This window comes from Luteimonas sp. A501, from assembly GCF_054052085.1.
In genome coordinates this window covers 184857-197598 of record NZ_JBSVRI010000004.1, presented here as the reverse complement: position 1 = coordinate 197598, position 12742 = coordinate 184857, and the positions used below count along the sequence as shown (strand labels likewise).

The window sequence follows — 12742 nt, the reverse complement described above, 5'->3', positions numbered from 1 at the left end:
ATCCATCCCTGAAGCCGGCACGCGCAAGCGTCGCCGGCTTCTTGTGTTGATGCAAACGGAGAACCAACGATGAGCCTCAAACAGCGTCTCACCGAAGACATGAAGGCCGCCATGAAAAGCGGCGACAAGGCCAGCCTGGGCGTGATCCGCCTGGTCAACGCCGCGATCAAGCAGCGCGAGGTCGACGAGCGCGTCGAGATCGACGACGCCCAGGTGCTCGCCGCCATGGAAAAGATGGTCAAGCAGCGCAAGGATTCCGTGAGCCAGTTCGAGGCCGCCGACCGCGAGGACCTTGCCGCCATCGAGCGCGCCGAGATCGAGGTCATCCAGCGCTACCTGCCCGAGAAGATGGGCGAAGCCGAAGTCCAGGCCGCCATCGACGCCGCGATCGCCGAGACCGGCGCCGCCGGCCCGGCCGACATGGGCAAGCTGATGGGCGTGCTGAAGCCGAAGCTCGCCGGCCAGGCCGACATGGGCCAGGTGTCCGCGCTGGTCAAGAAGTCCCTCGCCGGCTGATTCGTGGGCTTCTTGCAGGTCCTGCCCTGGCCTCTTGCAGGACCTGCCACTGGCCCCTGGTGGCCCAGCCACTCGACTTTTGTGGGAGCGGCTATAGCCGCTCCCACAGAGACGTTCGAGCGCACCGCCACGGTGCGTGCACAGGATCGGCCGCATCCTGCGCGCCATGGCTGAACTCATCACCGGGCGCCTGAAGGCAAGGTTGGAACGCCTGCAGCAGTCGCTGCCATATGCGATTGCGCAGCGCTTCGTCGAAGTCGACATCCTGACCCACGCCGCCTCGCTGACCTTCTTCGCCCTGCTGTCGCTGGCGCCGCTGCTGGTGCTGCTGCTGTGGCTGACGGCCTCGCTCTACCCCGCCGCCCAGGACGCGCTGCTGGAGCAGGTGCAGGCGATCGCCGGGACGGGCGCGGGCGAGGTCGCCAACACCGTGCTGCGGAACGCCCGCGCCGAGCCGGACGTCGGCTCGCTGGCCGGACTGTGGAGCACGGGGCTGCTGTTTTTCGGCGCCACCGCCGTGTTCGCGCGCCTGCAGGGCACGCTGAACCTGATCTTCCACACCTCCGGCGACAAGGTCCGCGGAGGCCTGCGGGCCTGGCTGCGCAAGCGCGTGTTCTCCTTCGGCGTGGTGCTGGCGCTGGGCTTCCTGCTGCTGGTCTCGGCGGCCCTGACCACGGCGCTGGAGGTGGTGTTCGGCGGCTCGCCGACCCTGCCGGTGCTCGGCAATCTGGCAGCGCTGGTGCTGTATGCGCTGGCGTTCGCGCTGATGTACCACTACCTCCCCGACCGCCGAGTGCGCTGGCGCCAGGCACTGATGGGCGGCCTGCTGACCGCGCTGCTGTTCGTGCTCGGCCGCTGGGCCATCGGCCTGTACATCGCCCAGGCCGCGCCCGGCAGCGCTTACGGCTCGATGGGCACGCTGGTGGTGCTGCTGGTGTGGCTGTACTACGCGGCGATGGTGTTTTTCGTGGGCGCGATGATCACGGCGGTGATCGATGAACGCTGGCGGCTGTCGGACGTGCGTCGGCGCTTGGACGCGCGGACCGCCCGGCGGCAGCGGACCGCCCCGGCCCCGCAGGAGCCGCTATAGCTGCTCCTACCGGGATGTCGGAAAAAGGCTGGGGTTCGGGGGGTTAGGGGCCGGTGTGGGCCTGCGCACGCATGCGATCATGGCCGCAGCCATGGCCCGCCTCTCCGACGCTTTCATCGACGACCTTCTCGCCCGCACGGACATCGTCGAGGTGATCGCCGCTCGCGTGCCGCTGAAACGCCAGGGCCGCGAGTATTCGGCCCGCTGTCCGTTCCACGACGAGCGCTCGCCCTCGTTCACGGTGTCGCCGAACAAACAGTTCTACCACTGCTTCGGTTGCGGGGCGCACGGCACCGCGATCTCGTTCCTGATGAACTTCGATCGGCTCGAGTTCCTCGATGCGATCGACGAACTCGCGAAGCGCGCAGGCATCGAAGTGCCGCGCGAGACGCGGCAGCACAATGAAAACCCGGACACCCGCGACATGTACACGGTGCTCGATGAAGCGGCCCGCTTCTATCGCGGCGCCCTGATGTCAGGGAACGAAGCCCTGGATTACCTCGACGCCCGCGGTGTGGACGCCTCGATCCGCGAGCAGTTCGGCATCGGCTACGCGCCCGGCGGCTTCTCCGCGCTCAAGGACGCGCTCGGCACCGATCCGCGCCGGGTGTCGCTGCTCGAGCGCACCGGCATGCTGTCGAAGAACGACCGCGGCCACGTCTACGACAAGTTCCGCGACCGGGTGATGTTCCCGATCCACGACCGCCGTGGCCGTGCGATCGCCTTCGGCGGCCGCGTGCTGAAGCCGGAGGATTCGCCAAAATACCTCAATTCGCCCGAGACCCCGCTGTTCCACAAGGGCCGCGAACTCTACGGCCTGTGGCAGGTACGCCAGGCCAACCAGAAGATCGAGCGGCTGATCGTGGTGGAAGGCTATATGGACGTGGTGGCGCTTTTCCAGCACGGCATCACCCAGGCCGTGGCCACCCTTGGCACGGCGACCACGCCCGACCACGCCGAGCTGCTGTTCCGCAACGCGCCGGACGTCTACTTCTGCTTCGACGGCGACGCCGCCGGCCGACGCGCCGCCACGCGCGCGATGGAATCGGTGCTGCCGCGAATGAAGGACGGCCGCCAGGCCTTCTTCCTGTTCCTGCCCGACGGCGAAGACCCCGACACCATCGTCCGCAACGAGGGCGCGCCCGGTTTCGACGCCCGCCTGGCCCAGGCCACGCCGCTGTCGCAGTTCCTGTTCGACAGCCTCGCCGAGGACGGCATCAACCTGGCGACGCTGGACGGCAAGGCGCGCCTGGCCGAGCGCGCCAAGCCGATGCTGGCGCAGCTGCCCGACGGCGCCTTCGCCGACCTGATGCAGCAGCGGCTGACCGAACTCACCGGCGTCGGCGCCCGCGCGGCTGCATCGAACGTGCATGTCCCGGCCGCACGCGCACGCCGGGCGCCCGCCGGCAACGCACCACGCCGAAGCATGGTGCGCGGCGCGATCACCCTGCTGCTGCAGCGTCCGCAGCTGGCGCTGGAGCTGCAGTCACCGTATCGCTTCGTGGCCCTGCGCCAGCCGGGCATCGAACTGCTGACCGAACTGGTGGCCATCGTCAGCGCGCGCCCGGACATCGGCACCGGCACCCTGCTCGGCCACTTCGAGGGCCGCGAGGAGGCCGGCGCGCTGCAGAAGCTCGCCAGCCTCGACCTGCCCGGCGACGAGGCCGGCTGGCGCCTGGAGTTCCTGGACGCCATCGCCCAGCTCGACCGCCAGACCCTGGGCCAGCGCGTGGACGAACTGCTCGCCAAGCAGCGCGAGGAGGGCCTGGACGCGGCCGACAAGGCCGAACTGCGCGAACTGCTGCAGGCCCGAAACACCTGAATCCCGGAGGCCCTGCCTGCAGAGTCTCAGGGCCTGCCGGAGGCCTGCAGGCCACCCCGCAACCGCGATCGCCGCTATAGCGGCTCCTACAAGGGCGGTCGGGGTCTGATGTGTCATGCGGAAGACAGGGGTTTCCCCCAATGGTGGCCATGGGTACGGCCCCGTATCGTCTTGGAGACGCTTCCGCCGACCGGTGCCTGACGCATGTCGTTCGAAACCCACAGCCTGCTCGCTTCCCTGCCCCCACCGCAGCCTTGGGGCGACGGGCCCGGCAATCTGCTGCGCCCCGACGCCGGCAAGCCGGCGCTGGATCCGGCGCTGCTGGACGCACGGCCCGAAGAGGTCGCTTTCGAGCTCGACCCGCGCAGCGTGGTGACCGGCAACGAACGCTCCGACCAGTGGAATACCCACTACGAGGCCAGCGGCCAGATGACCGTGCACGGCCCCGACGGCGCCGCCACCAATGTACCGGTGCGCTACGAGGTCACTTTGCGAAACGAAGAGGCGACGCCGGCGGCGATGGCATCGGTCAATCCCTTCGATCCCGCGACCATCCCGCTGCGCACCCGGATCGAGGTGCACGGCGCCGACTACGCAGGCACCGCGCTGGAACCCGCCTTCCGCGAGCTCGCCGCGGCCAACGACCTGGCCTCCATCGACGACCTGCGCCTGTCGCTTGAAATGACCGAAAAGAAGGGCCTGCGGGTGATGACCGGCTCGGAGCAGCTGTTCGACGCCCCGCGCGACGGCGGCCCCGGCTCCCCCGCGCTGGAGCGCGAGGACTTCACCCGCCACACCACCATGCTGTCCGACCCGGCCGGCGCCGACCTTGCGCAGTACACCCGCATGCTGCTGACCGGCCAGGTGCCCGACGGCACCGTGACCGTGAGCGAAGACGTCGAGCCCGGCGAAGTGCGCGGCACCGTAGCCGAAGCCGGCTCGGGCGAAGTCAACGACATCACCTGGACGCTTGACGCCGAAGGCCGCCCCACCGGCGCCGAAGCGGTGCTGACCTGGGAGCCGTCGAGCCGCGGCCGCGACTCCGATCGCATCGAGGGCAACGCACAAAGCGGATTCCGCACCGACAACGACATGAAGGGCAGCGGCGACGACGTTGGCCACCTGATGGCCTATCGCTTCGCGCAGGGACATGGCGAGGTCAACATGTTCCCGCAGTTCAGCAACTTCAACCAGGGCGCCTACGCCAGGATGGAGCAGGAGTGGAGCGACTGGCTGGGCGCGGGCATGGACGTGCGGATCGACATCGACCTGGTGCGCAACGACGCCGCCCGCCCCGACGAAGTGCATGTCGACTACGAAGTGATCGATCCGGTGACCGGCAGCGTCGTCTACGACCCCTCGCTGCTCGCCTTCGGCAACAGCGACGGCCAGTCCTTCGACGCCATTGCCTCCAACCGCATGCCCGACATGATCGACAGGGCCGCCGCCTGACGGCAAACTGCCCCGCATGCACGCAGGCCCCGCGCTGGACCGCAATGAACTGATCGCCCGCATCGGCAAGCTGCTGGTGGCGGACCCGGCCGTGTCCGATGGCGAATGGCAGGGTTATGCGCTGATCGTCCGCTATGGCGACGGCGCCCTCGCCCGCCGCGTGACCGGCTTCCGCTACGCCGCCGACGGTGGTTACGCCGCCGCCACGCCGGACGACGACACGCTGGGTCCGACCCTCGACGATCTTCGCCAAGCCACCCGCCTGCCCGGCAAGGAACCCTGGGATGCCTGCGTCCTGCGCCTGTGGCGCGACAGCGGGCGCATGGCCGTCGAGTTTGACTACGACACGCCGGAACAGTGGGACATCACGCCGGCCACGCTGGCCGAAGTCGCGGCGCGGGCGCGGCCGGGCGAATGAAGGCAAAGAGCTTTTTTGCCACGGATTTGCGCGGATAAGCGCGGATAGAGCAAAAGCCTTCGTATTTGCAGGAGCAGCTATAGCTGCGAAGACGATTCGCCGGAACTCAGACTCCAGGAGCATCTTCAGCGATGGGACCGCGTAATCCGCGGCAATCCGCGGCTGAAAGGCGCCTTTTCCTGGACCCGGGGAAGATCAGGTCGCAGCTATAGCTGCTCCTACAAGGGCTGCTGCATCGTCTGGGCATCCACGGCCAAAAATGCTTTTGCCCTATCCGCGCTTATCCGCGCAAATCCGTGGCAAAAAAGCTCTTCCCGCGCCCTGTCACGCAGCACCGGCCTACCCCACCCGCCGCAGCTCAAGCAGCGGCCCCGGCTGCAGGAACGGCAGCAGCCAGTGGTCGATGAGCAGGAACGCGAACAGCGCCATCAGGTAAACCACCGAGTAGTTGAACACCCGCATGGCGAAGAACTCGTCCGGCGGGTCCATCAGCCGCCACGCGTACCACAGGAATACCAGGCCCAGGACCAGCGCCCCGCCCAGGTAGAACAGGCCGCTCATGCCCGCCACCCAGGGCAGCATGGTCACCGCCACCAGCAGCACCGTGTACAGCAGGATCTGCCAGCGCGTGTACTGCACGCCGTGGGTCACCGGCAGCATCGGCACCAGTGCGCGCGCGTAGTCCTCGCGGCGGAAGATCGCCAGCGCCCAGAAATGCGGCGGCGTCCATACGAAGATGATCAGCACCAGCAGCAGCGCGTGCGCCCAGTCCCATTCGTTCTGCATGCCGGTGACCGCCGACCAGCCCAGCAGCGGCGGCGCGGCGCCGGCGATGCCGCCGATGACGATGTTCTGCGGCGTGGCGCGCTTCAGGAAGCCGGTGTAGACGATGGCGTAGCCGATCAGCGAGGCGAAGGTCAAAAACGCGGTGATCACGTTCACCAGCGCGATCAGGATCGTCATCGACGCCGCGCCCAGGAACACCGCGAACGCCAGCACCTGCGCCGGCGCCAGGCTGCCGGTGGCCAAGGGGCGGTTGGCGGTGCGCACCATGACCTTGTCGATGCGCTGGTCGATGAGGTGGTTGATCGCGGCGGCGGATGCGGCAGCCAGCCAGATGCCGATGAAGCCGGCCAGCGACTCCCGCAGCGGCGGCAGCCCGGGCACCGCCATGAACATGCCCACGAACGCGGTGAACACGATCAGCGCCACTACCCGCGGCTTGGTCAACTGCCAGTACTGGCCGAATTTCGCAGCCATCTCAGTCCACCCCGCGCAGGCGCGCCAGCAACGAAACCAGCACGAACACCAGCAGCGCCGCGCCACCGTTGTGCATCACCGCCACCGGCAGCGGCAGCGACAGCTTGACGTTGAGGATGCCCAGGGTGACCTGGGCCACGGTCAGCAGCGCCAGCAGCGTACCCCAGCCGCGCAGGCCCGGCGTTCGCAGCATGCGCACCGCGGCCCACAGCAGCACGGCCGCGGCCACCACCGCGCCCAGGCGGTGCGCGACATGGATGGCGATCCGCGCGACGCCATCGAGCACGCCGCCCTCGTAGTCCACGCCGATGCCGCGCCAGAGCACGAAGCCTTCGCTGAAATCGGTGGGCGGGAGCCACATGCCGGCGCACTGCGGGAAGTTCGCGATCGACCAGCCGCCGGCCCCGCAGGACAGCGCCGCGTAGTTGGCGCTGACCCAGCCACCCAGCGCGACCTGCACGCCCAGCACCGCCAGCGCGCCCCACAGCAGGCAGCGCAGCCGCCCGGCATAGGCGAGCACGATCGGCCGGTTGAGGGCACGCCAGGCCATCCACGTGAGCAGTGAGAAGGTCAGCAGGCCGCCCAGCAGGTGACCCATCACAACCACCGGCTTCAGCAGCCAGGTCACCGTCCACATGCCAAGCAGGGCCTGGAAGATGATCACCGCAAGCGTCAGCGAGGCCTCGCGCGCGAGGTCGCCGCCGCGCCAGCGCAGCGCGGCCGCGAGCAGGATGGCTTCGCCCGCTATCGCCAGCACCGAGGCCGCGACGTGGGCGCCGGACATGTACACCGGTATCGCCACCGCCACCACGCCTGCGGCCACCAGCACCTGGGCGATGCCGTGCGGGCGTCGGCGCGCGGCCAGCAGCGCCATCGCCAGCACCAGCAGGCCAAGGATCGCGGCGGCGTGGCGGTGCACCTGCTCGCGCCAGGCCTTGTGGTCCTCGAACGCGCGGATGCTGCTGGCGGCGTGGTCGGCGACGTGGTGCGCCGCCTGCGGCCAGGTGGCGCGGCCATAGCAGGTCGGCCAGTCGGGACAGCTCAGGCCTGCGTGCGACAGCCGCACGAAGGCGCCGAACACGATCACGCCCAGCGCCAGCGCCACCGCCAGCCAGGCGATCCGGTGGAAGTGGCGGTGGATGTAGCGGGATCCGTACTGCTGGGCGTTGCCGTTGGTCATCACTTCAGCTTGAGCAGGCGCGCCAGGTCCGTGCGCAGGTGGCCGGGATCGGAGCCCGGCGCGTAGCGCAGGATGACGAAGCCGTGGGGGTCGACAACATACACCGGCACGCCCTGCGCGCCGCCTGCATCAAGTCCGGGGAGCTCCGCGTTGAACGCGGGCACCGGCTCGATGACGTGCCAGACCCGGTTCTGCAGCGCGCCCTCGGGCGGCGCGCCGACCCAGAGGATGTGCACATTGTCGGCATTGTGGCCGAACAGGCGCCAGACCTTGTCCAGGTCCTGTGACAGGGCCACGCAGGCCGTCGTGCAGTCCGCGGGCGGCGCGACCACGATCCGCCAGGTGCGCTCGACCGGGTTCCAGTGGTATTCGCCGCCGTCGACCAGCCGCGGCACCACCTCGCGCAGGTCGCCGGGCGGCTGCAGCAGCTCGCCGTGGTTCTTCATGCCTGCCGGGCGCCAGCCGGAGAAGCGCAGCGCGCCGGCCACCAGCGCGCTGCCGAAGAATACCGCCACGATCAGCAGCAGCAGCGTGCGGTTGCGGTTGCGCTGGCGCGGGGTCACCGGCGGTCGGGGCGTGGGGTCGGTCATTTGCGGGGCCTGCGGAAGGTGAGGACCACGGCGGTGGCGAGCACCGCGATGGCAAGCGCGAACCACTGCACGGCGTAGCCGAGGTGGCGTTCGGGCGGCAAGGTGTTGGGCAGCACGTCGAGGTCGCGGGCGTAGCCAAGCTCGATCCCTGGATCGAGCTTCAGGACCCGCGGCGCAAGCCCGGGCTGGTGCAGCGGCGCCGCCAGCGCGGCCGGGTCCAACCCGATCGCGAGCAGGGTGCCGTCGGCCTGCGCGGCGAAGCCGGCGGGCCCGATGCCGTGCGAGGGCGGCGGCGCCAGCAGCCCGGCCAGCATCTGGCCACCGACCGGGCGCGCCACCTGCGGCAGCGTGCGGTCGCCGGGCAGCGGCAGCCAGCCCAGCTCCACCAGCAGCGGATCGCTCCCCGCCTCCGGCACGAACACGCGGTAGGCGCGCACGCCGGCGCGGCCGCCGCGCTGCTGGTTGTCGAGCAGTACCGCGGGCACCTCGGCGAAATGGCCGGGGCCGGCGACCCAGTCGTATCCGCGCACGCGCGCGGGATCGGCAGCCGCCGACAGCGCCAGCGGCGCGCGCGCGGCCACGGTCGCCGCCACGGCGTCCAGCATCGCCTGCTTCTGGTGCTGGCGGCCGAGTTGCCACTGGCCCAGTGCGCAGAAGCCCGCGATGGCCAGCAGCGCCAGCGCCCAGCCGAAGGACAGAGTCGCATTGCGGCTCATCGCGTCGCCCACCCCAGGTGCGATACTGCGGGGATCGCACCGGCCCGCTGGAGGCCACGCATGAGTGATTCGCTGAAAACCCTGCTCATCATCGGATTCCTGATCCTGATCGTATGGAACCTGGGCGCCGGCCTGTACTACATGCTGGTCGACAAGGGCACCACCAAGCGCACCGTGAACGCACTCACCAAGCGCATCGCGCTGTCCGTGGCGCTGATCCTGATCGTGCTCCTGTCGATCTGGATGGGGTGGATCACGCCCCACGGCATCCAGGGCTGAGCCAGGCCGACCGGGTGGCGCCGTCCCGCGGCGTCGATCCGGTCCGGCGGCGCAGACACGAAGGCCGGCAATCGCCGGCCTTCGTCATTCCATGACGGCCGCCCTGGCGGGCGCGCGCCTCAGACCACGTAGACGAACAGGAACAGCGCCAGCCAGACCACGTCGACGAAGTGCCAGTACCAGGCCACGGCCTCGAAGGCGAAGTGGTTGTCCTTGGTGAAATGGCCCTTGAGGCAGCGGAACCAGATGATCGCCAGCATGATCGTGCCGAGCGTCACGTGCGCGCCGTGGAAGCCGGTGAGCATGAAGAAGGTCGAGCCGTAGATGCCCGAACCCATGGTCAGGTTGAGGTCGCGGTAGGCGTGGATGTATTCCTCGACCTGGAAGAACAGGAAGGTGCAGCCGAGCAGCACCGTCAGTCCCAGGAAGACCAGCAGCTGGCGGCGGTTGTCGGCCTTCAGCGCGTGGTGGGCGATGGTCAGGGTGACGCCCGACGTCAACAGGATGAGCGTGTTGAGCAGCGGCAGGCCCCAGGCCGGGATGGTCTGGAAGGTGCCGCCGATCGCGCCCGGGCCGGCCGACGGCCAGGCCGCGCTGTAGCCTTCCCACAGCAGGGCATTGGTCATCACGCCATCGCCGGCGCCGCCAAGCCACGGCAGCGACAGCGCGCGCGCGTAGAACAGCGCGCCGAAGAACGCGGCGAAGAACATCACCTCGGAGAAGATGAACCACACCATGCCCATCCGGAACGAGCCGTCGACCTGGCGGTTGTGGTAACCGGAGACCGACTCGAGGATCACGTCGGCGAACCACTTGAACAGGATCAGGATCAGGCCGGCCGCGCCGACGAAGAACACGGTCCTGCCCCAGGAGACCTCGTTGAACCAGCTCGCGAGCCCGAAGAAAAGGACGAACAGCGCCACCGATGCGAACAGCGGCCACTTGCTGTCGTGCGGGACGAAATAGACGTTCGGGTCTTGGTGGTTGGCTTGGGCCTGTGCCATGTCGGTATCCGTTGTTGCTGGGTCAAGGTGCCGCGTGCGGCACGGTCGTCGCTGCCGCGGCGGCGACGGTGGCCTGCTCGCGTTCGGTCAGGACGTCGTTCTTGTAGAAAGTGTAGGACAGGGTGATGGTCTTGACGTCGTCGGGCAGCGAGGGGTCGATGATGAAACGCACCGGCATGTCGCGCGTCTCGCCCGCGGTCAGCGTCTGCGCGGTGAAGCAGAAGCACTCGGTCTTGGCGAAATAGCCCGACGCGCGCGCCGGTGCCACCGAAGGCGTGGCCGTGCCGACGATCGAACGCTCGCTGTCGTTGTGCGCGAAATAGGTGGTCTCGTACTGCTGGCCCACCTGCACCTGCATGCGCGCCTGGTTGGGCCGGAACGACCACGGCAGCGAGGAGTTCACGCCGCCGTCGAATTCCACCGTGACCATGCGCGCCTCGGCCGCGGCACCGGCGGCGGCCGCCGTGCCGGCATCAGCCGCGGTGTTGTCGAGGCGGATGCCGAAGACCTTCTCGCAGGCGATCCGGTACAGCGGCACCAGCGAGAACGTGAACGCGAACGCGACGCCAGCGGCCAGCACCATCTTGCCGATGCCGGCGGTATTGGAGCGCTTGCCGGTCATGACGCCAGGACTCCGGAAAGGATGAATGCGATGTAGATCGCCAGCGCGACCGCGCCCAGCACGAGCGCCATGCGCAGCGCGCGCCGCCGCTGTTCGGCGACGCGTGCGGGATCGCGGTTGTCAGGCGCGGCTGGCATCGTTGACGGGCTCGATCTCGCCGCCTTCCGGATCCAGGTCGCCATGGGCGAGGTCGCCCGGGCCGATCACCGGCGGCGTGGTGAAGGTGTGGTGCGGCGCCGGCGACGGCACGGTCCACTCCAGGCCACGTGCGCCTTCCCACGGACGCTGCGGCGCAACGGCACCCTTCTTCAGCGAGTGGAACAGGATGCCGAACATCATGAAGGGCGTGACGAACATGCCGAACGCACCGATCGAGCTGATCAGGTTCCAGTCGGCGAACACCACGTTGTAGTCCGGGATGCGGCGCGGCATGCCGGCCAAGCCCAGGAAGTGCTGGGGGAAGAACAGCAGGTTGACGAACACCATCGTCCACCAGAAGTGGAACTTGCCCCAAGCCTCGTTGTACATGCGGCCGGTCCACTTCGGCCACCAGTAGTAGACCGCGCCGATCAGCGCCAGCACGGAGCCCGTGACCAGCACGTAGTGGAAGTGGGCGACTACGAAATACGTATCGTGGTACTGGAAGTCCGCCGGGACGATCGCGAGCATCAGGCCCGAGAAGCCGCCGATCGAGAACAGGATCACGAAGGCGATCGAGAACAGCATCGGTGTCTCGAAGGTAAGCGAACCCTTCCACATGGTGCTGACCCAGTTGAAGATCTTCACGCCCGTGGGCACCGAGATCAGCATGGTCGCGTACATGAAGTAGATCTCGCCGCCCAGCGGCATGCCGGAGGCGAACATGTGGTGCGCCCACACGATGAAGCTCAGGAAAGCGATCGCGGCGGTCGCGTACACCATGGCCTGGTAGCCGAACAGCGGCTTGCGGCTGAAGGTCGGGATGATCTCCGAGACCACGCCGAAGGCCGGCAGGATCATGATGTAGACCTCCGGGTGCCCGAAGAACCAGAAGATGTGCTGGTACATCACCGGGTCGCCGCCGCCGGCGGCATTGAAGAAGCTGGTGCCGAAGAACTTGTCGGTCAGCAGCATCGTCACCGCACCGGCGAGCACCGGCATGACTGCGATCAGCAGGAATGCGGTGATCAGCCAGGTCCACGGGAAGATCGGCATCTTCAGCAGGTCGACGCCCGGCGCGCGCATGTTGAGCACGGTGGCGATGACGTTGATCGCGCCCATGATCGAGCTGATGCCCATCATGTGGATGGCGAAGATGGCGAAGGCCATGCTGGAGCCGCCCTGCAGCGACAGCGGCGGGTACATGGTCCAGCCGCCGGCCGGTGCGCCGCCCGGCAGGAACAGGGTCATCAGCAGCATCGTGAAGGCGAACGGAAGGATCCAGAACGACCAGTTGTTCATGCGCGGCAGCGCCATGTCGGGCGCGCCGATCTGCAGCGGGATCAGCCAGTTGGCCAGGCCCACGAAGGCCGGCATCACGCCGCCGAAGATCATCACCAGCGCGTGCATCGACGTCATCTGGTTGAAGAAGTGCGGGTCGACGTGCTGCAGCCCCGGCACCGCCAGCTCGAGGCGGATGACCACGCTCATCGCCGCGCCGATGATGAACATCATGAAGCTGAAGAGCAGGTACAGCGTGCCGATGTCCTTGTGGTTCGTGGAGAAGAACCAGCGCTGGACGAAGCCCTGCTTGTGGCCCTCGTCGTGGTGGTGTTCGGCGGTTGCGGTATGCGTGGACATGACTGTCGGCCTTT

The 12742-nt window shown here is 68.4% G+C and carries 14 protein-coding genes; 6 read left to right on the top strand and 8 right to left on the bottom strand.

Annotation, left to right across the window (positions count from 1 at the left end; translation table 11 throughout):
* Window positions 1–69 precede the first annotated feature (69 nt).
* The 5 genes from ACW7G5_RS12735 (at window position 70) to ACW7G5_RS12715 (ending at window position 5298) form a co-directional block, all read left to right on the top strand.
* Complete coding sequence (locus tag ACW7G5_RS12735) at window positions 70–516, top strand: GatB/YqeY domain-containing protein (RefSeq protein ID WP_457005056.1); 447 nt, start codon at window positions 70–72, stop codon at window positions 514–516.
* A gap of 166 nt (window positions 517–682) precedes the next feature.
* Window positions 683–1606, top strand: a complete 924-nt coding sequence (locus ACW7G5_RS12730; protein WP_457005054.1) for a YihY/virulence factor BrkB family protein — start codon at window positions 683–685, stop codon at window positions 1604–1606.
* 91 nt (window positions 1607–1697) lie between these two features.
* Window positions 1698–3428 carry a DNA primase gene (gene dnaG, locus ACW7G5_RS12725; RefSeq protein ID WP_457005111.1) on the top strand — a complete coding sequence of 577 codons (1731 nt, stop codon included), beginning with the start codon at window positions 1698–1700 and terminating at the stop codon, window positions 3426–3428.
* A gap of 204 nt (window positions 3429–3632) precedes the next feature.
* On the top strand, window positions 3633–4880 hold the full coding sequence (locus ACW7G5_RS12720) for a DNA/RNA non-specific endonuclease (RefSeq protein ID WP_457005052.1): 1248 nt from the start codon (window positions 3633–3635) through the stop codon (window positions 4878–4880).
* Window positions 4881–4896: 16 nt separating this feature from the next.
* Window positions 4897–5298: a hypothetical protein gene (locus tag ACW7G5_RS12715; protein ID WP_457005050.1), complete on the top strand. Its 402-nt coding sequence runs from the start codon at window positions 4897–4899 to the stop codon at window positions 5296–5298.
* Window positions 5299–5637: 339 nt separating this feature from the next.
* Here ACW7G5_RS12715 and cyoE read toward each other — a convergent pair whose 3' ends face one another.
* Genes cyoE through ACW7G5_RS12695 form a run of 4 tightly spaced genes read right to left on the bottom strand, consistent with a single transcriptional unit; the run spans window position 5638 to window position 9044 of the window.
* Entirely contained in the window at window positions 5638–6558 is a 921-nt protein-coding gene (cyoE, locus tag ACW7G5_RS12710; protein WP_457005048.1) for a heme o synthase, read from the bottom strand.
* Between the two features lies 1 nt (window position 6559).
* Entirely contained in the window at window positions 6560–7738 is a 1179-nt protein-coding gene (locus ACW7G5_RS12705) for a COX15/CtaA family protein (RefSeq protein ID WP_457005047.1), read from the bottom strand.
* Entirely contained in the window at window positions 7738–8328 is a 591-nt protein-coding gene (locus tag ACW7G5_RS12700) for a hypothetical protein (protein ID WP_457005045.1), read from the bottom strand. The genes ACW7G5_RS12705 and ACW7G5_RS12700 overlap by 1 nt, the downstream gene beginning before the upstream one ends.
* Entirely contained in the window at window positions 8325–9044 is a 720-nt protein-coding gene (locus tag ACW7G5_RS12695) for an SURF1 family protein (RefSeq protein ID WP_457005043.1), read from the bottom strand. The genes ACW7G5_RS12700 and ACW7G5_RS12695 overlap by 4 nt, the downstream gene beginning before the upstream one ends.
* A gap of 60 nt (window positions 9045–9104) precedes the next feature.
* On the opposite strand from ACW7G5_RS12695, the gene ACW7G5_RS12690 reads away from it, so the two are divergent.
* Window positions 9105–9323, top strand: coding sequence for a twin transmembrane helix small protein (locus tag ACW7G5_RS12690; protein WP_343254606.1), 219 nt, complete (start codon window positions 9105–9107; stop codon window positions 9321–9323).
* A 119-nt stretch (window positions 9324–9442) separates the two neighbouring features.
* Here ACW7G5_RS12690 and ACW7G5_RS12685 read toward each other — a convergent pair whose 3' ends face one another.
* From ACW7G5_RS12685 to ctaD, 4 genes are read right to left on the bottom strand one after another with little or no spacing between them, the layout of a single operon-like run.
* A complete protein-coding gene (locus tag ACW7G5_RS12685) occupies window positions 9443–10327 on the bottom strand; it encodes a cytochrome c oxidase subunit 3 (protein WP_457005041.1) in 885 nt (294 codons plus the stop codon).
* Between the two features lie 22 nt (window positions 10328–10349).
* Complete coding sequence (locus ACW7G5_RS12680) at window positions 10350–10949, bottom strand: cytochrome c oxidase assembly protein (protein WP_457005039.1); 600 nt, start codon at window positions 10947–10949, stop codon at window positions 10350–10352.
* On the bottom strand, window positions 10946–11086 hold the full coding sequence (locus tag ACW7G5_RS12675) for a hypothetical protein (RefSeq protein ID WP_457005037.1): 141 nt from the start codon (window positions 11084–11086) through the stop codon (window positions 10946–10948). The genes ACW7G5_RS12680 and ACW7G5_RS12675 overlap by 4 nt, the downstream gene beginning before the upstream one ends.
* Window positions 11070–12728 (bottom strand): cytochrome c oxidase subunit I, encoded by a 1659-nt coding sequence (gene ctaD, locus ACW7G5_RS12670; RefSeq protein WP_457005035.1) that lies wholly within the window; start codon window positions 12726–12728, stop codon window positions 11070–11072. Before ctaD ends, ACW7G5_RS12675 begins: the two co-directional genes overlap by 17 nt.
* Window positions 12729–12742 lie beyond the last annotated feature (14 nt).